Annotated in this window: 17 protein-coding genes; 10 read left to right on the forward strand and 7 right to left on the reverse strand. The window is 64.7% G+C overall.

Going from position 1 to position 20,812, the window contains the following annotated elements; genetic code table 11:
- Positions 1-51: 51 nt before the first annotated feature.
- Positions 52-822 (forward strand): SGNH/GDSL hydrolase family protein, encoded by a 771-nt coding sequence (locus AC1DSF_RS11260; RefSeq protein WP_478127520.1) that lies wholly within the window; start codon positions 52-54, stop codon positions 820-822.
- 20 nt (positions 823-842) lie between these two features.
- Here the strand turns inward: AC1DSF_RS11260 and AC1DSF_RS11265 are convergent, their stop codons facing one another.
- Positions 843-3,125 carry an ATP-dependent DNA helicase gene (locus AC1DSF_RS11265; protein WP_478127521.1) on the reverse strand — a complete coding sequence of 761 codons (2,283 nt, stop codon included), beginning with the start codon at positions 3,123-3,125 and terminating at the stop codon, positions 843-845.
- Positions 3,126-3,240: 115 nt separating this feature from the next.
- Here AC1DSF_RS11265 and AC1DSF_RS11270 point away from each other — a divergent pair, with 115 nt between their 5' ends.
- Complete coding sequence (locus AC1DSF_RS11270) at positions 3,241-3,663, forward strand: hypothetical protein (protein WP_478127522.1); 423 nt, start codon at positions 3,241-3,243, stop codon at positions 3,661-3,663.
- Between the two features lie 27 nt (positions 3,664-3,690).
- Here the strand turns inward: AC1DSF_RS11270 and AC1DSF_RS11275 are convergent, their stop codons facing one another.
- Positions 3,691-4,986, reverse strand: a complete 1,296-nt coding sequence (locus AC1DSF_RS11275; RefSeq protein WP_478127523.1) for an Nramp family divalent metal transporter — start codon at positions 4,984-4,986, stop codon at positions 3,691-3,693.
- A gap of 187 nt (positions 4,987-5,173) precedes the next feature.
- Between AC1DSF_RS11275 and AC1DSF_RS11280 the strand changes: the two genes are divergently transcribed.
- The 4 genes from AC1DSF_RS11280 (at position 5,174) to AC1DSF_RS11295 (ending at position 8,136) form a co-directional block, all read left to right on the forward strand.
- Positions 5,174-6,181, forward strand: a complete 1,008-nt coding sequence (locus AC1DSF_RS11280; protein WP_478127524.1) for an SDR family oxidoreductase — start codon at positions 5,174-5,176, stop codon at positions 6,179-6,181.
- Positions 6,182-6,260: 79 nt separating this feature from the next.
- Entirely contained in the window at positions 6,261-6,740 is a 480-nt protein-coding gene (locus AC1DSF_RS11285; RefSeq protein ID WP_478127525.1) for an FKBP-type peptidyl-prolyl cis-trans isomerase, read from the forward strand.
- A gap of 41 nt (positions 6,741-6,781) precedes the next feature.
- Entirely contained in the window at positions 6,782-6,937 is a 156-nt protein-coding gene (locus AC1DSF_RS11290; RefSeq protein ID WP_478127526.1) for a hypothetical protein, read from the forward strand.
- A 137-nt stretch (positions 6,938-7,074) separates the two neighbouring features.
- A complete protein-coding gene (locus tag AC1DSF_RS11295; protein ID WP_478144751.1) occupies positions 7,075-8,136 on the forward strand; it encodes a pirin family protein in 1,062 nt (353 codons plus the stop codon).
- Between the two features lie 15 nt (positions 8,137-8,151).
- Here the strand turns inward: AC1DSF_RS11295 and AC1DSF_RS11300 are convergent, their stop codons facing one another.
- Positions 8,152-9,048 carry a LysR family transcriptional regulator gene (locus AC1DSF_RS11300; RefSeq protein WP_478127528.1) on the reverse strand — a complete coding sequence of 299 codons (897 nt, stop codon included), beginning with the start codon at positions 9,046-9,048 and terminating at the stop codon, positions 8,152-8,154.
- A 71-nt stretch (positions 9,049-9,119) separates the two neighbouring features.
- Here AC1DSF_RS11300 and AC1DSF_RS11305 point away from each other — a divergent pair, with 71 nt between their 5' ends.
- The gene (locus tag AC1DSF_RS11305) at positions 9,120-10,115 is read left to right on the forward strand and encodes a bile acid:sodium symporter family protein (RefSeq protein ID WP_478182850.1); all 996 of its coding nucleotides are present in this window, start codon (positions 9,120-9,122) and stop codon (positions 10,113-10,115) included.
- 23 nt (positions 10,116-10,138) lie between these two features.
- Here the strand turns inward: AC1DSF_RS11305 and AC1DSF_RS11310 are convergent, their stop codons facing one another.
- Together AC1DSF_RS11310 and AC1DSF_RS11315 are read right to left on the reverse strand one after the other, a co-directional pair.
- Positions 10,139-11,149, reverse strand: coding sequence for an aldo/keto reductase (locus tag AC1DSF_RS11310; RefSeq protein WP_478182851.1), 1,011 nt, complete (start codon positions 11,147-11,149; stop codon positions 10,139-10,141).
- 36 nt (positions 11,150-11,185) lie between these two features.
- The gene (locus tag AC1DSF_RS11315; protein WP_478182852.1) at positions 11,186-15,544 is read right to left on the reverse strand and encodes a DEAD/DEAH box helicase; all 4,359 of its coding nucleotides are present in this window, start codon (positions 15,542-15,544) and stop codon (positions 11,186-11,188) included.
- A gap of 175 nt (positions 15,545-15,719) precedes the next feature.
- On the opposite strand from AC1DSF_RS11315, the gene AC1DSF_RS11320 reads away from it, so the two are divergent.
- On the forward strand, positions 15,720-17,522 hold the full coding sequence (locus tag AC1DSF_RS11320; protein ID WP_478127532.1) for an NAD(P)/FAD-dependent oxidoreductase: 1,803 nt from the start codon (positions 15,720-15,722) through the stop codon (positions 17,520-17,522).
- A 121-nt stretch (positions 17,523-17,643) separates the two neighbouring features.
- Here the strand turns inward: AC1DSF_RS11320 and AC1DSF_RS11325 are convergent, their stop codons facing one another.
- Positions 17,644-17,991, reverse strand: a complete 348-nt coding sequence (locus tag AC1DSF_RS11325) for an FHA domain-containing protein (RefSeq protein WP_478127533.1) — start codon at positions 17,989-17,991, stop codon at positions 17,644-17,646.
- Between the two features lie 296 nt (positions 17,992-18,287).
- Here AC1DSF_RS11325 and AC1DSF_RS11330 point away from each other — a divergent pair, with 296 nt between their 5' ends.
- Entirely contained in the window at positions 18,288-19,529 is a 1,242-nt protein-coding gene (locus AC1DSF_RS11330) for an MFS transporter (protein ID WP_478127534.1), read from the forward strand.
- Between the two features lie 63 nt (positions 19,530-19,592).
- Here AC1DSF_RS11330 and AC1DSF_RS11335 read toward each other — a convergent pair whose 3' ends face one another.
- On the reverse strand, positions 19,593-20,240 hold the full coding sequence (locus AC1DSF_RS11335) for a TetR/AcrR family transcriptional regulator (protein ID WP_478127535.1): 648 nt from the start codon (positions 20,238-20,240) through the stop codon (positions 19,593-19,595).
- 140 nt (positions 20,241-20,380) lie between these two features.
- Here AC1DSF_RS11335 and AC1DSF_RS11340 point away from each other — a divergent pair, with 140 nt between their 5' ends.
- Positions 20,381-20,800 carry a VOC family protein gene (locus tag AC1DSF_RS11340; RefSeq protein WP_478127536.1) on the forward strand — a complete coding sequence of 140 codons (420 nt, stop codon included), beginning with the start codon at positions 20,381-20,383 and terminating at the stop codon, positions 20,798-20,800.
- Positions 20,801-20,812: the final 12 nt, after the last annotated feature.

Consider the following 20,812-nt stretch of genomic DNA (forward strand, 5'->3'; position numbering starts at 1 on the left):
GGCTACCTTTAGGCTTCAGATCCAATCCAACAAAGCCCAGAAGGAGACCGTGTGAAACGCCAGAACATTGCAGCCGCGGCGGGCCTGTCCGTGCTGGCCGGCTTCATCGCGGCCACGGGCGGCTATGCCGCACTTCGCATCCGCCAGGCCGGCCGCAAGGCGCGCAGGGGCCATCCCTTCGAGCGCGTGGCACGTCCAGAGGGTGCCCGCCTGTTGATCGTCGGCGACAGCGCTGCCAAGGGCTCCAGCGCGAGCGCCCCTGAATACAGCCTCGCCGGCCTGCTGTCTCGCGCCAACCCGACACTCACGATCGTCAACAAAGGAGCGCACGGCGCGCGCTTCGAGGACTTTGCCCGACAGCTCGAAGGAGACGAGCGCTTCGACGCGGTGCTGGTGCTCGGCGGCAGCAACGACCTCTTTCATGGGACCAGCGGCGGCGCGCTGCGCGACAGCGTCCGCCAGATCGCCCAGCGAGCTCGCATCCGCTCGGACCTCGTCATCTTCATGCCGCCCGGCAACGTCGGCAACACCCGATTTCTTCTTCCGCCCTGGAGCTGGTGGATGCGCTTCCGCTCGCGCCAGCTCCATGCCATCGTCTCGGAGGTCGCGCAAGCCAATGGCGCGCAGTACGTTTCGCTCTACCAGGAGCGGGAGGACGATCCCTTCGCGCGGCATCCCGCCCGGCTGGTCGCGCCGGATGGCCTTCATCCCAGCGATGCGGGTTATGAGCTGTGGCAGCGCGAGCTCGAAGCCCAGGCGCAGCTTTCTGCCAGGCTGAGAAAGACAGGGCGCAGTGCCAGCGTGCGAGGACAGAGCTTCTGAGGCCCTGAGGCGATCGCGCTTCAACACCTGGCAGCGAACATCGGCTGCACATGCCACCATGCCGGCAGCAGTTGCCGGATCTCCGGGCGCGCGAAACGGTCGTCGAGCAGGTAGAGCACGCCGGCGTCGGTCTCGGTTCGGATGACCCGGCCCGCCGCCTGCACGACCTTTTGCAGGCCGGGGTAGACATAGGTGTATTCGTAGCCATCGCCGAAGAGGGTGTCCAGCCGCTCGCGCATGACTTCATTCGGTTCGTTGTGCTGCGGCAGGCCGAGGCTTGCGACAAAGGCACCCACGAGCCGATCGCCCGGCAGGTCGATGCCCTCGGCGAACGCACCTCCAAGCACCGCGAAACCGACGCCTCGCCCGCCCGCCGCGAAGCGGGCCAAGAAGGCATCGCGGTCGGCTTCTCGCATGCCGCGCGACTGCGCCCACGCAGAAATTCCGGGGTGGCGCTCTCCAAAAGCCGCCGATGCGGCCGCCAGATAGTCGAAGCTGCTGAAGAAGGCGAGATAGTTGCCCGGTTGCTCGGCAAACTGGCCGGCGATGACGTCGGTGAGCGCCGCCAGTGAACGGTCGCGATCCCGGAATCGTGTCGATACGTCCATCGCCACGCGCACCTTCAGTTGTTCGCTGCGAAAAGGCGAACCCACGTCCAGTGTCGCCGTGTCGTCGGGAAGGCCGAGCGTGTCGCGGTAGAAGGCGAACGGCGCCAGGGTGCCCGAGAAGCACACCGCCGAATCGCAGTCCGCGAAGCGACTCGCCAGGAAAGGCGCCGGCACGAGGTTGCGGATGGCAAGGCTTCGCGTACCGTCGTCGGCGACGGTGCATTCGAACACCGAATGCTTGCCGAAGGAATCGGCCAAGCGAGCGAAGCGGAGGAGGTCGAAGAAGCACTCCTGCAGCGGCCCGTGCGCATCATCCGGCCGTGCCGTGAAATGCTCGGCCATCGTGCCGACCGCATCCTGCAGCGCACGCGTGAATCGTTCCGGTATCTCGTCGCGTGGCTCATAGGCTGCGATCTGGTCTCTTTGCAGCAACTGCCATTCGCGGTGCAGCTGCCCGAGCGCCTTCTTGATCAATGGCGGTGCCTTGCCACGCACGGCATCCATTGCCGCTGCTTCAAGCTGCGCGGAATACATGCCGCGCCCGCGGTCCAGCAGGTTGTGCGCCTCGTCGACCAGCAGAGCGACGCGCCAGTCTTCCTCCTTCATCAGCCCGAAGAGGAAGGCGTTACCGTCGAAGTAATAGTTGTAGTCGCCGACGATCACGTCGCTCCAGCGCGCCAGTTCCTGCGCCAGGAAATAAGGGCAAACCTCGTGCGCCAGGGCAATGCGTCGCAGCGTCGGCCGGTCGAGCCACGCGGCGCGTGCTGCCTCGCTGCGCGCCGCTGGGAGCCGGTCGTAGAAGCCGCGCGCCAGTGGGCAGGCTTCGCCATTGCAGGCCCGCCCCGGGTACTCGCAGGCCTTCTCGCGCGCTGTGAGTTCGAGCACGCGCAGCGCGGCTCGATTGCCCTCCAGCGTACGCAGGGCATTCAGCGCGACGGAGCGGCCGGAGGTCTTTGCGGTGAGGAAGTAGATCTTGTCCAGCTTCTGCGCAGGCCGTGCCTTGAGCAATGGGAAGAGGGTGGCGACGGTCTTGCCGATGCCCGTGGGCGCCTGCGCGAGAAGACAGCGCCCGCCGGCGGCAGCGCGATAGACGGCCTGTGCCAGATCGCGTTGTCCGGCACGAAATTCGCCGTGCGGAAAGTTCAGCGCGCCCAGCGCCTTGTCGAGTTGCGCCCGATGATCCGCCTCCTGCTGGGCCCACGTGATGAAACTGCCGCAGAGCATCTCGAAGTGATCGCGCAGGGCTTCGCGCGTGCACGTCTCTTCGAGCACGACTTCCTCTTCCGTGCCGAGGTCGAGATAGACGAGCGCAACTTCCATTCGCTCCAGCGCATCGCGCTCGCAAAGCATCCAGGCGTAGGTTCGGGCCTGTGCCCAGTGCAGCGCGCGATGGTTGGCCTTGACGGCTGCGAAGTCTCCGCGGAAAGTCTTGATCTCTTCGACCCGTGCGCGATGAGGGTCGTAGCCATCGGCGCGTCCGCGCACCTGCAGCCGATCGTGGTGCGATGCGAGCGCAATCTCGCTTTCATAGCTGGGGCCGCGACGCCCCTGCACCAAGCGATGGCCGGCCTGTCCCTCCTGCGCGCTCGGCGCCGGCACGAAGCGCAGATCGAGATCGCCAGCCTTCGCCGCGAACGCGCAGAGCGTTTTCACGGACACTGTGAACGCTGGCGGTGAATCGAATACGGCGGCCATGAGGCTGATGAATGGGGCGGACGAAGCACTGGATGAACATACACATGTTAGCGGCGCCGGAGATAAGACAAACTCGGAAAGGCCAAGCGAATTCCACCAGCCCAAGGAAACAAAGATGTCCGCCGCCATGTTTGCCGCCCTGGGCTTCACCGTGGCACTGCTCGTGACCACGGCCTACTTCATCATGGGCTCCATCCCGCTCCTGATCCTGAAGCACGACAGTCCGCTCGATGCCCGTTTCGTGCGCGGGTTCTTCAATATCTACTACGTGGCGGCCTTCGTGAGTGCCGCCGCAACGGCCGTCAGCTATGCGCTCGCGGGCCGCTTCGGCGTTGCCTTGGGTGCAGCAGCGCTGGCATTGCTTGCCATGGTCTTGCGCAAGAAGGTCATTCCCAGGATGGACTCACTCGGCGCGGAGATCGAGTCGAACTACATGGATGCCATCCCGGGCTTTCGCCGGACTCACATCACGGCCATCCTGATCAATGTCGGCCAGCTCGCGCTGATTGTCTGGAGTCTCATCGCCTTCGGCCGATAGCCTGGAGCGAAAGGGCGGTCGCGCCGGTCACCAGATCGAAACCACGGCCAGCGCCACCGAAGCCGCCGCCATCGCCCCCGTGGCGAGCCACCCGAGCACCTTCCATTTTCGCGGCAGCACCATCTCGCTCATCACCTTGGGACTCGAAGCCGCGATCATCACGGCCGCCATCACAGGCACGGAGATGACGGCGTTGATTACCGCGGCCCAGTAGAGCGCGGAGATCGGGTTGACGCCGGATAGGCTGAACGCAACGCCGACGGCCATGGCCGCGGCGAGGATGCCGTAGAAGCTGCGGCCTTGCGCCAGCGTCAGGTCCAGGCCTTTGCGCACGTGGAAATAGCTCGCCACGGCTTCTGCCGCCGAGCCTGCGAGCACGGGCAGCGCCAGCATTCCGGTTCCGATGATGCCGACGGCGAACAGCAAGAACGCGGCATCGCCGGCCACCGGGCGCAGCGCAGCGGCGGCCTGCGCAGTGGATTCGATCTGCGTCTGGCCGGTCGCATGCAAAGTCGCGGCCGCCGCCGTGATCACGAAGAATGCAATGAGGTTCGAGAAGCCCATGCCCACGGCGGTGTCGATACGCAGGCGCCGCAATTGACGCCGCGCCTGCTCCGGGGCAACGCGCAGCGGCTGATCTGCCGGGACGCGCTTGATGTCCTGCACTTCCTGCGAGGCTTGCCAGAAGAAGAGGTAAGGGCTGATGCTGGTCCCGAGAATGGCGACGACGGTCGTCACGTACTCGCGGCCCCAGTGGAAGGAGGGTGCGAAAACGCCTCTCATCGCAGCACCCCAGTCCACGTCGACCACGAACACGACGCCCACATACGCGAAGAGCGACAACGTGAGCCACTTGAGCACACGCACATAGCGGTCGTAGGTCATGAAGACCTGAAGCAGCAGCGACAGGACCGCAAAGCCCCCCGCGTACCAGGCCGCCGGCCCGTGCAGGACCATTGCGGCCGAGGTGCCCATGGCGCTCAGGTCGGCGCCCAGATTGATCACATTGGCGGTCAGCAGCAGCAACACCAGCGAGGCGACCATCCAGCGCGGACAGAAGCGCGCGAATGTCTCGGTCAGGTTCTTGCCAGTGACGCGCCCGATGCGCGCGCTTGCAAGCTGGATCCCCATCATCAGCGGAAACGTGATCAGCAAGGTCCAGCCGAGGCCGTAGCCGAACTGCGCGCCAGCCTGCGAGAAGGTGGCGATGCCGCTGGGATCGTCGTCCGCTGCGCCCGTGATCAGCCCGGGGCCGAGCTTGGACCACCAGCGCTTGCCGGTCGGCGCCAGGTCGGCGGTCGCAAGATTGGATGGGGTGCTCATGAGGATCGAGGATTCCGAGAGTCGCAGCCGCCGACATTGGCGTGAGGTCTTCCCGGCGCGAATAGGTGCCCGCCCTGGCGTGCTGTGGGACGTCGTCGACTTCTGCGCAGGGGACGCGGTCTTGGATGACAAGGCGGGCCTCCAGGCGTCCCTACGTTGAGGCCATTCTTTGCAGGAGCACTCATCCATGACCTCGAACCAGGACCCCTCGAATTCGGACGCGGAGAACGGCGACGTCGCCGTCCAGCACCGCAAAGTGCAGCGCGAGCAGGACGCCAAGGACCGTGCGACCGAATCCGCCTCGGAAGGCAAAGGGCCGGTGCAAGCCGGCCATGTGCCAGAGCCCGAGAACCCCATGCCCGCCCAACACCTCGACAAGCCCGGCCTGGAGGCAGAGATGGACCTTCAGCCGCGATTCAAGGCGAGCGGCTATCTCGGCAGCGGCAAGCTCAACGGAATGGTCGCACTGGTCACCGGCGGCGACTCGGGCATTGGCCGCGCGGTGGCGTTGCTCTATGCGCGGGAGGGCGCTGACGTGGCCATCGTCTACCTGAAGGACGAGCAGGTCGACGCCGACGAGACGCGCCGCTGCGTCGAAGCCGAAGGCCGCCACTGCGTGTTGATTCCTGGCGACGTCCGCGATCCACAGTTCTGCGAGCTGGCGGTCAAGCAAACGCTGGAGGCCTTCGGCAAGCTCGACATCCTCGTCAACAATGCGGCGTTCCAGCTCCACGCATCCTCGATCGAAGACATCACGGACGAGCGCCTGGACCTCACCCTGCGCACGAACGTGTTCGGCTATTTCCAGATGGCACGCGCGGCGGTTCCGCACCTGCCCAAAGGGGGTTCGATCATCAACACCGGATCCGTGACCGGCTTCGAGGGAAGCGCGCACTTGATCGACTACTCGACGACCAAGGGCGCCATCCACGCATTCACGAAGTCGTTGGCGAGCAACCTGCTGGACAAGGGCATTCGCGTCAACGCAGTGGCGCCCGGCCCGGTGTGGACGCCGCTGAATCCCGCGGACAGCTCGGCCGACCAGGTCAAGGATTTCGGCAAGAACACCGACATGAAGCGCCCGGCCCAGCCTGAAGAGCTGTCGCCGGCCTATGTGTTCCTCGCTGCGCCGTCGTGCGCAAGCTACATCACGGGAATCGTCCTGCCGATCACGGGCAGCATCGGCGCGTTGTAGTGCGGCTGCGGAGGTACGGGGACGAAATCGTAGACTGCGGGCATCCGTACACACTCCGCACACTCCGCAAGACCGTCCAATGAAAGTCACAGCCAACACCGTCGTCACCCTTCGCTACAAAGTCTCCGATGCCGCCACCCAGAAACTCGTGGACGAAGGTCGCGAGCCCATGGTCTATTTGCACGGTGGCTACGACAACACCTTCCCGAAGATCGAAGCTGCGCTGGAAGGCAAAGAGCCCGGCTTCCAGGCCACGCTCAACCTGCAGCCCGACGATGCTTTTGGAGCGCGTGATGAATCATTGGTGCGAACCATTCCCAAAAGCGAGTTCCCGCCCGGCGTGAAGGTGGGGGGCCAACTCGAAGGGCGCAACGACAAGGGCGAGCCCCAGGTCTTCAGCGTGATGAAGATCAAGGGGCCGCAGGTGATCCTCGATGGCAATCACCCGCTCGCAGGCAAGTCGCTCAAGTTCAGCCTGACGGTGACCGATGTTCGCGCAGCGACCGAAGAAGAGATCACGCATCGTCATGCGCATGGCGAGCACGGGCACCATCACTGACGTCAGCGGGCATTCAGGCTTGCTGAGGCACATTCGGCGCCATGCCATTCCCCTCCCGAAGAAGCAAACGTCTGAAGACCCTCAAGAGCGCAAAGCCGTTGTCCGCAGCACTCATCCTGCAGCATGCCGCCTCCGCGGCGGTTGCCGTGGCACTGCTTGCCGCGGCGCATTCCATCAACATGATGATGGTTCACTGACAGGGCCGACCGGGCCACTGTTGCGCTCGTCGCTCGACTGCGTTGCGCGCGCCGGCCTTCTGCAGCGGCCCAATGGCCTCATATTCCGCTGATCGCCCGAGTCGCATCGACCGGGGAACTCAAAGGAATCGAGCGCCATGACCACTGCCAGCCCCATCGTCCAGATCAAAGCCCTCGGGTTTCCGTGGGAGACGATCGACCCGTTCCTCTTCTGCGTCTATCACGACGATGCCTATCCGCGCGCGAATGCGCAGATGGGCCCCGACACTGTGTTGGCCGGCCGCAACCTGGGGCAGGACTTCAGCCGCAAGGACGGCTGGAGCATGTATCACGGCACGACGGTTCCCGGCTTCCCGGGACATCCACACCGCGGCTTCGAAACCGTGACGATCGTGCGCAAGGGCCTGATCGATCATTCGGATTCGCTCGGCGCAACGGCCCGCTTCGGCGGCGGCGACGTGCAATGGCTTGCCGCAGGCAAGGGCATCGTGCATTCGGAGATGTTCCCCCTGCTAGACACGACCGCACCCAACCCGTTGGAGCTGTTCCAGATCTGGCTCAACCTGCCCGCTGCCAGCAAGATGGCCGAGCCGCACTTCACGATGTTCTGGTCCGAGGAGATTCCCAGCTTCACGGCAACTGACGCCGATGGCCTGAAGACTGAGATCGCCAGCATCGCGGGGCGGATCGGTCCCGTCGCCGGGCAACCCGGCGAGGGCAGCCCGCTCGCGCCTCCGCCGGACTCGTGGGCATCGAAGCCGGAGGCTGATCTCGCCATCTGGACGATCCGCATGGAGCCCGGCGCGCGCTGGACACTGCCGGCAGCGGCGGGTGAAGGCACGCGCCGCAGTCTCTACTTTTTCAAGGGCCGCTCGGTGTCGATCGCCGGTCAGAACGTCGACAGCCATGCGGCCATCGAACTGCGCGCTGATGCTGCCGTGGATCTGCTCAACGGCGACGCGCCGAGCGAATTCCTGGTGCTGCAGGGCAGGCCTATCGGCGAGCCTGTCGCGCAGTACGGCCCGTTCGTCATGAACACGCAGGCCGAAATCGCGCAGGCGATGTCGGACTATCGCCGCACGCAGTTCGGCGGTTGGCCGTGGCCTGACGACGCGCCGGTGCATGGGCGCGACCCTTCGCGCTTTGCGCGGCACCCCGGCGGCCGGGAAGAACGGCCGCTGGACCGCGCGGAGAGCTGAGCGCCTTCAGCGCCCTCAATTCCCTCGCTGCAAGGCCATCTCACGGATCAACGCCCACACGCGCTGAGCCAGCGGGGCTGGCGCTCGATTCCGGCGGTGCACGAGCATGATCGCGCGCTTCACCTTGGGCAGCAGCGGCCGCACGGCCAGCGTCCGCAACCCCATGGGCGGCATCGCGAGCGCCGGCATCACGCTGATGCCGATTCCCTGCTCGACCATCCGGAAAGCCGTGGTGGGATGACCCACCTGCTGCCGGACATCGCAGCGCACGCCATGCGAGGCGAGGGCCTGATCGATCAGGCGCCGGCTGCCTGAGGCATGGTCGAGCAACACAAGCGGCTCGCCTTCGAGCATCGACCAGCGCACCGACGTCTTCGCCGAAAGGCGGTGGGTCGGGGGCATGACGAGGCAGAAGGGGTCTTCGAGAATCGCCTCGCAATGCAGGTCGTCCGCCGCCGTCGGCTCGACCACTACGCCGAAGTCGACCTCGCCGGCGCGCACGCTGTCGAGCACGTCCTGCTGAATTCGGTCGAGCAAAACGAGTTCAATGTCGGGATCGCGCCGCGCGCACTCGGCGATGCAAGCCGGCATTAGGTTCGCGGACAACGTCGGACTGCTCGCGACCCTGACCTTTCCGCGTCTGGCACCGGCCATGCCATGCACTTCCGCCAGTGTCTGGTCGAGCTCATCGAGCACCCGATCGAGCCGCAGCGCCAAGGACTGGCCGGCTTCGGTCAGCACGACCTCGCGCGTGGTGCGATCGAGCAGCTTCAGGCCGAGCTGCGCCTCGAGCTCAACGATGGAGCGGCTGACCGCCGGTTGCGTGAGCCCGACCTGATCGCCCGCACGGCTGAAGTTGCGCCCCTCGGCAACCGCCTGGAAAACGCGGAGCTGTCGAAGCGTGACATTCATGCGGTGCAATCATATATCTATCAAATAAATCCATTTCACTTTTGAATGTGGAAAGCGTCCAATCTCGCCCCATGGCACGTTCACGCTACCTCCCCGACAACTTCACCCTGGCGCTGGTCGCCGTCGTCACGCTCGCCAGCCTTTGGCCCGCCAGCGGGGGGGCGGCGCATTTCTTCGAACGGCTCACTACCGTCGCGATCGGGCTGCTGTTCTTTTTGCACGGCGCCAAGCTCTCGCGCGAAGCGATCCTCGGAGGCATCACGCACTGGCGCCTGCACGTGCTGGTGTTCGCAGCCACCTTCGTCATGTTCCCGCTGCTGGGATTGGCTCTCAAGCCGGTACTGACGCCGCTGGTCACCCCGGAGCTCTATACGGGCGTGCTCTTTCTTTGCGTATTGCCCGCCACCGTGCAGTCGGCAATCGCCTTTACCTCGATGGCGCGCGGCAACATCCCGGCCGCCGTTTGCAGCGCATCGGCATCGACGCTGCTCGGGGTCTTCGTGACACCGATCCTGGTCAACCTGATCGTCGTGCCGCACAACGGCTCCGGCGCTTCGCTAGACGCCATCGGGCGCATCCTGCTGCAACTGATGGTGCCTTTCGTCGCCGGGCACCTGCTGCGGCCATGGATCGGCGCCTGGATCAAGCATCGTGCATCAGTGCTCACGCTGGTCGACCGCGGCTCCATCCTTCTGGTCGTCTACACCGCGTTCAGTGCGGCCGTGATCGAGGGCCTGTGGAAGCAAGTGCCGATGAGCGCGCTGGCAGGACTGCTGGTGGTCTGCGCCGTGTTGTTGGCTCTGGCGCTCTGTATCACCACCTGGGCGGCCCGCACCCTCGGTTTCGACAAGGCCGATGAGATCACGATCGTGTTCTGCGGCTCCAAGAAGAGCCTGGCGAGCGGCATCCCGATGGCGAAGGTGCTCTTCGCCTCACATGCAGTCGGCGCCATCGTGCTGCCGCTGATGCTTTTCCACCAGATGCAGCTGATGGTCTGCGCTGTGCTGGCACAACGCTATGCCCGCCGGCAGGAAGCGGTCAAAGCAGCCCCAGCCAAGACGGCCTGAACACCGCCGGCCGCGGGTGCGAATCAACGGGGAGCGTCGCCCTTGCGGTACTCCGCTGTCAGCTCGTCCAGGCGCGTCTTCAGGTCCGCATCCAGCTTGTAATCCGCGGCGGCGAGCGTCGCATCCAGTTGTTCCGGCCGGCTGGCACCCAGCAGCGGCGCCGTGATCAGCGGATTGGCCATCACCCATGACACAGCAAGCGTCGCGAGCGGCACGCCGGCTTCATCGGCCAGCTTGTGCAATTGCGCTACCGTGGCAAAGCTGCGCTCGTTCCAGTAGCGATCCTGGTACATCGAGCCGGCGGTTCCGAGCGTGAAGCGCGTGTTGTCTTCCGGTTTGGCGCCGGACTTGTACTTGCCCGTCAGCAGGCCGCCTGCCAATGGGTTGTACGGGATCACGCCCAAGCCTTCCTCGCCCGCCAGCGGGAGCAGTTCGCGCTCGATTTCGCGGAACAGCAAGCTGTAGCGCGGTTGCACCGACACCAGCTTCGTGAGCTTGTGCAGTTCACTGCGTCCGATGGCTCGGGCAAGCCGGTATGCCAGGAAGTTGGAAACCCCGATGTAGCGTGCTCGGCCCGAGCGCACGATCACGTCCAGCGCCTCCAGGCTTTCGTCGATCGGCGTCTCGCGGTCGTCCGAGTGCAATTGGTAAAGGTCAACATGATCCGTTTGCAGGCGCTTGAGCGATGCATCGATGGCATCGAGCAGGTGCTTGCGCGATGCGCCTTGGTCCCAACTGTTCGGCCCGACCTTGCCGCAGGCTTTGGTCGCGATGATGAACTGGCTGCGTCCGCCGGCGCCCTTTGCGTGCAGCCAGCGGCCGATGATTTCTTCGGTGCGCCCGGTGGTCTCGACGGTGCCGCCGAGCGGGTACACATCGGCCGTGTCAAGAAAGTTGATGCCGCCTTCCGTCGCATGGTCGAGGATGCGGTGCGACACGGCTTCGTCGGTCTGCAGGCCGAAAGTCATGGTGCCGAGCGCGAGGCGCGACACGGTCAGGCCGGTGCGGCCAAGGCGGGTGGTGGGGATGCTCATGGAAAGACTCCGATCGCTGGGCTGATGGAATCATAGTCAAGCAGCCTGCGCTGCCATCTCAAGGAACCGCACGGAAAGATCGGACGTCAGCGCGCGCGTCACGGCTTGAGCTTCCGACGATGGCAACGTAATCAGCAGCTCGACCTGGCCAGCCACATTGGTGCCCAAGGGAACTCCGTCCCGGAAAGCCACGCGCGCGCCCGAGACGCGCGGCACCTTCGGCCCTGGCAAGACCGTGCCGAGCAGATTGGCAGGATCGGTCGCGGCGAGGCAAACCAGTGCGCCGTCCAGCGACTGGCGCCGCACTTGCCGCATCAGGCCGATGGCCTCGGGCAGCGCGAACTGTTCGCCGGCAACGCCGGCGATGAAGCGGCCTCCACGAATCTCTCCGCGCGCTTCGAGGCGGCGATAGCAGCGCACGAGATCACGCCACGGCGGAAGCCAAGACGCTTCGCGCTCCAGCACGCGCCAGCACACCACCCCGTAGCGGCGCAACAGGATGCGCGCGACCTGCTCGATGGCGTCCGGCGATGTGGAGGCGGCCGCGCCACCAGAGTCCGCCGCGCGTTGCCGCACCAGCGACCATCGACCTGCGTCCTCGATGCCGAACAGCGACGTGCGGCGGCGATGACGCGCATGCGTCGACGAGCGCTTGGATGGCGGTATGAGCAACGCGCGCAACCCCGCAAAGCTGTCGCAATGCGCGCGACCGCGTACGACCAGTTCGCTCAATGCGTCTTCGAGTTCCGTGCCCAGCAGATGCGTGCCTTGGACGATTTCATCGAAGAAGGACGCGCCGCGCTCGGCGAGGAACGCCGCCACCCGCTGCGCGCGCGAGCCCAGCGCCGCATCGTCGACTGGCGCCGGTGCAAGGCCCGCCCAAAGAGAAGCCGTCTTGCGCGGCAGCAACAGCACGGGGGTTGCCCGCAGCGATGCGCCGCCGCCACCGGGCCGGCCATCCGCGGCGGGCGGACGCAGTCGCGTCCACAGCGTGCGCCCGGAAGTGCACAGGTCGTCGAGCCATGCAGCCGCGTAGTCCTTGACCCGCGCCGGCAGCAGCTCGGCCTCCCAACTGGCCGCCGGCGCCTCGTAGCCTTCGAGCTGCGTCAGGATGCCCGCCAATGCGTCGGGCCCGCTGACGCGGCTGGCGGGACCGACGTGCTGCCATTCAAAGAGGAAGCGCGCGAAGTCCCGCGGTTCGACAGGTTCGATCTCGCGCCGCAAACGCTTCAAGGTGTAGCGATGGATGCGCGCGAGCAGATGCCGCTCGCACCACTCGATCGATTCGGCCCCGGGCGTGAACCGGCCTTGGAGCACGTAGCCTTCGGCCTCCAAGGCAGACAGGGCTGCATCGACGGCGCCGCGCGGCAATTGCAACTGCGCTGCCAAATCGTCAGCATGCATCGGTCCGAGCGCCGTCAGGCGCGAACGCAGCAACTCGCGCAACGCCTCTTCGGAACTGCCGTGCGCGTGCGCGTACTCGGCGGGCGACTCGATCGCCGGGTGCAGCGCGGCATTGGGGTACAGCACCCCGACCTGCGCAAGACGCTCCGCCACGACCCACAGACCCGCGCCGGATTGCGCGCCTGCAGGCACCAACCGCGTGGCGCGTCCGACTTGCGCGAGTGCTTGCAGCCAAGTCGGCCACTCGGCGTTCGCCGATGCTTCCGCGTCTGTCGCAATGCCCAGGCCGCTCAACGCCTCATGCATCTCGTCGATGCCACGCACAGTGGGCCAGGCTTCTTCACGAACACTGTCGATGGCGTCGTGATCGAGCTGACCCATATCGTCCGCGCTTTCGGGATCGACATAGCGGCGACTCTGCACAGCCTGCGTGCGGCGTTCCTCGATGGGGGCGTCATCGAGGAATGCGTAGGGCCGCGCATTCAGCGCCTCAGCGGCAAGCGGCGAGGGCGCGGGAAGATCGCGCGCCACCACTTCGACTTCGCCCGATTCCATACGACTAAGCAACCGGAGCCAGCCCTCGGCATCCATCGCGTCATAGAGGCAGTCCTGCAGGGTCTGCGCGACCAGCGGATGGTCCGGGATCTCTCGCGCACCGGCGAGGTTTTCGGCGCAGGCCAGTTGGTCCGGAAACACGGAGGCAAGAAGATCCTCCGACTTCATGCGTTGCAACTGCGGCGCCACCTTGCGCCCGCCGACGAAGCGCGGCAGCGCTAGCGCCGTGGTGGCATTCCACCGCCAGCGCGCGCCAAAGAGCGGCGCATCCAGCAGCGCCTGCACCAGGACGTCGAGTGCCGATGCCGAATGCAGATAACGCGCAACCTCATCCAGCGCAAAGCTGTGGCTGGTCGCCAGCGACAGCACGATGCCATCCTCGGTCGCTGCGGCCTGCAATTCGAAATTGAACTTGCGGCAGAAGCGCTTGCGCAGCGCAAGTCCCCAGGCGCGGTTGATTCGGCTTCCGTGAGGCGAGTGAATCACCAGCTGCATGCCACCGGATTCGTCGAAGAAGCGCTCCATCACGATGCGCTCCTGCGTCGGCAATGCGCCCAGCGCCCGTTCAGCGCGCGCAAGGTAGTCGACGATCTGTCGCGCAGAGGCGGCATCGATGCCTGTCGTGCGAACGAGCCACTCCTGGGCCGCATCGACGCCGCGCGCCGCGAGCACCTCGGCGATTTCGCCGCGCAGCCGCGACACACCGAATGAGAGCTCATCCGTCCGCCCCGGCGCTTCGCCCAGCCAGAACGGGATATTCGGCGCGGCACCATGTGCATCCTCGACCCGGATCCGGCCGGGTTCGACGCGCAGGATTCGATAGCTCGCGTTGCCAAGCTGGAAGACGTCGCCCGCCAGGCTCTCGACCGCGAAGTCCTCATTGACCGTGCCGATCTTGTGCGCCTGCGGTTCCAGCATCACCGTGTAGTCGCCCGTCTCCGGAATGGTTCCGCCGGACGTCAGCGCAGTCAGGCGTGCACCCTTGCGCTGCCGCAGGCGATGATGAACGGCATCGCGATGCACATAGCTCGCGCGATGCCCCTGCCGTGTGGTGAAGCCTTCCGCCAGCATGCGGACCACCGACACATAGGCCTCACGCGTCAACTGTGCATAGGGCCACGCGCGACGGACGAGCGCGAAGAGTTCGTCTTCGTCCCATTCGCGGCTCGCGGTCTCGGCGACGATTTGCTGTGCCAGGACATCGAGGGGCGCCGGCAGCACGTGCAGCGCGTCCAGTTCGCCGCGGCGCACGCAGTCCAGCAGCGCCGCGCATTCGACCAGTTCATCGCACGATTGCGGAAAGAGCCGCGCCTTCGGCACACCGCCCACCGCATGGCCTGAGCGCCCTGCGCGCTGAAGGAAGGTGGCGATGGATCGCGGCGAACCCAGTTGGCAGACGAGATCGACATCGCCGATGTCCAGGCCGAGCTCTAGCGAGGCCGTGGCGACCAGCACCTTCAGGTCGCCGCGCTTCAGGCGCTGTTCGGCGTCCAGGCGCGTTTCCTTCGACAGGCTGCCATGGTGCGCGGCCACCACTTCCTTGCCCAGAATCTCCCCGAGGTGCCGCGCTGCGCGTTCGGCCATGCGGCGCGTGTTGACGAAGACCAGCGTCGTGCGATGCGCATGGACCAGCGCCGCGACCCGCGCATAGACCTGCTCCCATTGCTCGTTCGACATCACCGCTGCAAGCGGAGTAGGCGGGAGTTCCAGCGCCAGATCGCGCTGCTTGGCATAGCCGATGTCGACGATCTCGCAATCTGCCACGCCGTCCTTCACCGCGCCCGCACCGACGAGAAAGCGCGCAATCTCGTCGATCGGCTTCTGCGTCGCCGAGACGCCGATGCGCGTCAGCGGGCGTTCGCAGATCGCCTGCAGCCGTTCGAGCGACAGCGCCAGGTGGCTGCCGCGCTTGCTGGAGACCACCGCATGGATCTCATCGACGATCACCGTGCGAACGGTCGACAGCATCTTGCGGCCCGATGCCGATCCCAGCAGCACGTACAGCGACTCGGGCGTGCTGACCAGGATGTGCGGGGGCTTGCGGAGGCTCTCCTGACGCTCCTTAGCAGGCGTGTCGCCCGTACGGACCGCGGTGCGAATCTCGACGTCCGGCAACCCGAGGTTGGAGAGCTCGCGGCGGATGCCGGCGAGTGGCGCTTTCAGGTTGAGGCCGATGTCGTTGGATAGTGCCTTGAGCGGCGAAACATAGAGCACGACCGTTTCGTCGACCAGCCCCCCGGCATCGAGACCCTGCCGCACAAGCGCATCGAGTGCCGCGAGAAAAGCCGTCAGCGTCTTCCCCGAGCCTGTGGGTGCCGCGATCAGCGTGTGGCGGCCTGCGGCGATCGCCGGCCATGCAGCGGACTGGGCGTCCGTCGGGGCGGGGAATGTCGCGCGAAACCAGTTGGCGACGGCGGGGTGGAAGTCGTGGATCACCGAACGGAGTCAGATCAGGTCTGCGAGGCGGATATCAAGGCACCGCCTCCAGACTGGCACGATCACCGAACCGGCGCAAGTCCAAGGCGAGTGATCGGCGTTTGACGACAGGCGCCGATGGGGGTACGGTTGCCGCCGGCCTGCACGCGGGGGCCGGATCGAAGGAGACAAAGCGATGACGGATCTGTCCACTCACCCGACACAGATCGCCGGCGCCTGGCTGGCCGATTTCAGCTCCGCGCTCGAAAAACAGGACATCGACGCCGCGGTGGCGCTGTTCGAGCCTGATTCGTACTGGCGCGATCTCGTCGCTTTCACCTGGAACATTCGCACGCAAGAAGGCGCCGAGGCCATCCGCCAGATGCTGAAGGCGCGACTGGCCGACACGAAGCCCGTGGGCTTCGCCGTCGAAGGCGACGCGACAGAGGCCGACGGTGTGGTCGACGCGTGGTTCACCTTCGAGACCGCTGTGGCGCGCGGGCGCGGCCATCTGCGATTGCGCAATGGCAAGGCCTGGACGCTGCTGACGACCATGACCGAGCTCAAGGGCTTCGAGGAGCCCAAGGGCGAGCGCCGCATCAAGGGTGCCGAGCATGGGGCGAATCCGCAGCGCAAAAACTGGCAGGAGCGGCGCGACGAAGAATCGAAGACCCTCGGCTATTCGGAGCAGCCATATGTCGTGATCATCGGCGGCGGCCAGGGCGGCATCGCGCTCGGCGCGCGCCTGCGGCGCATGGGTGTGCCGACCATCATCGTCGAGAAGAACGCGCGGCCCGGCGATTCCTGGCGCAAGCGCTACAAGAGCCTGTGCCTGCACGACCCGGTCTGGTATGACCACCTGCCGTATCTGCCATTTCCGGAGCACTGGCCGGTCTTCTCGCCGAAGGACAAGATCGGCGACTGGCTCGAGATGTACACCAAGGTGATGGAGCTCAACTACTGGAGCTCCACGACGGCAAGGAAGGCGCGCTTCGACGAAGAGAAGAACGAGTGGGAAGTGACGGTCGAGCGCGACGGCAAGGAAATCACGTTGCGACCCAAGCAACTGGTGTTCGCGCTCGGCGTATCGGGCTATCCCAACGTGCCGAAGATCCCCGGCGCGGAAACCTTCGAGGGCGAACAGCACCACTCCAGCGCTCATCCGGGCCCTGAAGCCTGGCGCGGCAAGAGGTGCGTGGTGCTCGGGTCGAACAACTCGGCGCACGACATCTGCGCCGCGCTGTGGGAAAACGGCGCCGACGTCACGATGATCCAGCGCAGTTCGACGCATATCGCGCCATCCGATTCGCTGATGGAACTGGGGCTCGGCGCCCTGTATTCAGAGGCCGCCCTGAAGGCTGGTGTCACTACCGACAAGGCCGATCTGATCTTCGCGTCCATCCCCTACAAGATCCTGGCGCCGATGCAGGTGCCGATCTACGAAGAGATGAAGAAGCGGGATGCGGACCTGTACGCGCGCCTTGAAAAGGCCGGCTTCATGCTGGACTTCGGCCCCGACGGCTCCGGCCTTTTCATGAAGTACCTGCGGCGCGGTTCCGGCTACTACATCGACGTCGGCGCATCCGAGCTCGTCGCCAACGGCAGCATCAAGCTCAGAAGCGGCGTCACCATCGAGCGCATCAATCCGCGCTCCGTCACGCTCAGCGACGGCACCGAACTGCCGGCGGACCTCATCGTTTACGCAACTGGCTACGGTTCCATGAATAGCTGGCTCGCCGACCTGATCTCGCCCGAGATCGCCGACAAGGTCGGCAAAGTCTGGGGCCTCGGCTCCGACACTGCCAAGGACCCCGGCCCGTGGGAAGGCGAACTCCGCAACATGTGGAAGCCCACCCAAGTCCCGCAACTCTGGATCCACGGCGGCAACCTCCACCAGTCGCGCCACTATTCCCAGTTCCTTGCCCTGCAACTCAAAGCCCGCATGGAAGGACTCCCCACCCGCGTCTACGAGCTGGCCCCCACCCACCACACCCGATAAAGCCGCCCCAAAACGGGCGCGCCAGTTCCAGAAACACCGCGGAACCGGCTAAGCCGGCCCGCCGGTGTTGCCCCCGGCAGGGGGAAGGCGGCGACACGAAGTGCGCAAGCCTGGGGGCGAATCACATCAACGGTCCCCGTTCACTCATCAGCCGCATGGCCTCGTCGGCAACCGACTCTTGATCGACCGCGAGGAAGCGCATCCAGTAACCGGCGATATCGATGTTGTCGCCGTTTGCCAGAAGTTGCACATGGATACGCCTGCCATTCACGAAAGTGCCGTTCTTGCTGCCCAGATCGCGAATGGTGATCAGCGGCCCCTCCGTCCTCAGCGCCGCATGAAACCGGCTCACGCGCATGGATGCGAGCACGACATGGTTGCGCTCGGCCCGACCGATGGCCAGAACGGGCTCGGCAACGGGGACCTGCGTGGTCTCGCCCTTGGGTGTCATCAGGATCAGCAGTGCCATCTGCGCGCGCTCCCGGGAGGTTTGCACAGTAGCGTTGCGACATTCGAAGTACAACGCTTGCGCCGTTACAACTCGGAGTGCGTCAGACCCGATGAGCCGACCGTTGAAGTGCGCGGCTGGCGAAAAGCGCCCCCTACACTCCGCGCTCGAGCAGGCCTGAAGATGGTCTTTGAATGCGCATTCGCTTAAGAAGAATCAGGCGCTTTCTCTCCATATCAAGCTAATTCGATGCATCCTGAAGAACCTTCGAGCTTTCCGCACGCCGAGGCTTTGAAAACCCTCGCGCGTGACCCCTCGTGAAAAGGGAGGCGCACCCGTCAAATCCTCGCACCCGCCGCCTTTTGACCGTACAGGCTCTTGCAGGCCTCGCCCAATGGATGGACGTTTTCCTTATTTTTTCTGTCCCTGCTTTTCTGTGGAAATCCAGCCCGGGCGAGATGGCGCTTCTTGCGGCTCTTTTCGGAATCCCGACTTTGGTTTTAGGGCCGATCATGGGCTCCTTTTTAGATCGCGCCGACGCTCGAAGGGTTATCTATGTCGGCATCCTGACGCGATCAATATTGACGGGTGCGATCGCCTTTGCGCCCAATTATGGATCTTTTGCCGTTCTGGTTTTCCTCAAGGGCTTCGCGAATGTTTGCTACTGGCCGGCAGCGGCTATCGTCACCAACCGCATTCTAGGAAGCGCCGATCGCGTCAAATATTACAGCGGCCTTAGCGTGTTCGATCAGGGCGCCAAGATCATTACGCCGCTCGTTGCGGGCGTGCTTACGATGATTTTTGCATCACAGATGATTTTTATTTTCTCTGCATGCATGACGATAGTCGGCGCAATACTATTACCGAAGCTGTTGAGCAGCGCGAGTCTTGACTGGAGCTCGCCGGAATCCAAAGAGCGGGGCCCAAAAGGAAATGCAATGGGGTTTCGTCAGTTTTTCTTTCTTCCTCGCAATTTGATTGTCACCATCGCGCTGGGGGTTGGCATGTCGTTGGCACTGGCAGTTTACGATCCTCACCTGGCTCGTTTTCTTTCCGGTTCCGGCTTTGATGCTCGCGCCTTTTCGATCGTAGTGTCTGCCACAGGTGCGGGCGCTGTGATCGGTGCGATATTGGTTCGCTTTGTCTTTTCGAGGGCGGCCCCAGTGGCGCTGATGCAAAGCGGTATCGCGGCGTTTACTATTGCAGTAACTGGCGCTGCTGTCGTGTCGACCTTTTACATGGACTCGGCAACGATATCTGTCTTTGTATTGATCTGGCTCCTCAACGGCCTCGGCTACGAGTTGTTCCTGATCGGCAATGGAGTTAATTTGCAGAATACATGTCCCTTGCCAATGCTCGGGCGGATTAGCACATCCGCGCGCAGCTTGCAGATGCTGGTTGTGGTGAGTGGGCCAGCCCTCGGGGCGTGGCCTATAAATGCTCAGAGCCGATCTGCGCCCTTTGTCGTTGGAGCGGCAATTGCCTGGTTGCTGCTCGGGTTTTCTTTGTGCCGGCTAAGGGCAAATTTTTCACCCGGCTTCACCAAGACTGCTCAGTGAGTTCGCTCCGCGCGCTTGGCGACTCTCACTGGAGAAGTGAACAGGTCGTCAGTTGGCGCGACGCTACAGCCCCTTTTCAACCATATCCACAACCCGCCGGCCCAGCGCCTCGATTTGCGCCGGCGGCATGCCTCTCAGAGGTCCATCGATGACGAGCAGCGCGAATCCGTGCACGGCCGACCAAGCCAGGAATTCCGCGCCCGGGCGGCTTTCGGGCGCCATGGCGCCGGCGGCGACCAAGCGGTCCAGCGCGGCGCCAAGGAGTTCGAATGGATTCAAGCCGCTTTGGCCGCTTTTGGCTTCGGCGGGCTGGTCATTCACATCGACAGGCGTTGCAAAGGCCATTCGGAACAAGCCGGTCTCCGCCTGCGCGAAGCGCAGATAGCCGGTGCCGACCGCGCGGAGGCTCGCGCGGGCGAATTCCGCAGCATCCGGCGCAGGCGGGAGGGTCGCAAATTCAGCCTCCATCGCGCGCGCCACCGCGGACAGGGCCGCGGCCCGCACCGCTTGCAGCAGGGCCTGCCGATTTGTGAAGTGCCGATACGCCGCATTGGGGGCCACGCCTGCGCGGCGCGTCGCCTCGCGCAATACCACCGCTTCCGGGCCGCCGGCTCGCGCGAGTTCGATGCCCGCGTCGAGAAGCGCACGCCGAAGATCTCCGTGCCGATAGGTACTGCGTGCGGCAGGAGCCAGGGCAGCAGATGGGGTCATCGAGCGTTTCATGTGGACAGCGTTCATTGTGTTTGCTATTGTCTTGTGGACGTTGTACACAAAGCAAGTCACGTCGCTGCGGGTGCATCCGCACCCCGCCTCCAATCGCCCATCCGTGCATTCACCCACAGGAGAACCTCATGCAAGTTCAGCCCTATCTGATGTTTGATGGCCGCTGCGAAGAAGCGCTCGAGTTCTATCGCAAGGCGGTTGGCGCGCAGATCACCTCGCTGATGCGCTTCAAGGAGATGCCGGAACCCAATGCTGCAGAGATGTGCCCGCCCGGTTCGGCGGAGAAGGTGATGCACTCAAGCTTCACGATCGGCAAGACAACGCTCATGGCGTCAGACGGCAATAGCACCGGCAAGCCAGTGTTTCAAGGGGTCTCGCTGTCGCTGATCGTGGACGACGAGGCGCAAGCCAATCGCTTGTTCACCGCACTGGGGGATGGCGGCCAAGTGCAGATGCCACTTGGCAAGACCTTTTTCTCCCCGGCCTTCGGCATGGTGGCGGACCAGTTCGGCGTTTCCTGGATGGTGGTGGTGATGCAAGAAGGTTGAGCGGACCCGCAA

It is taken from the genome of Variovorax sp. 01N429 (genome assembly GCF_056399425.1).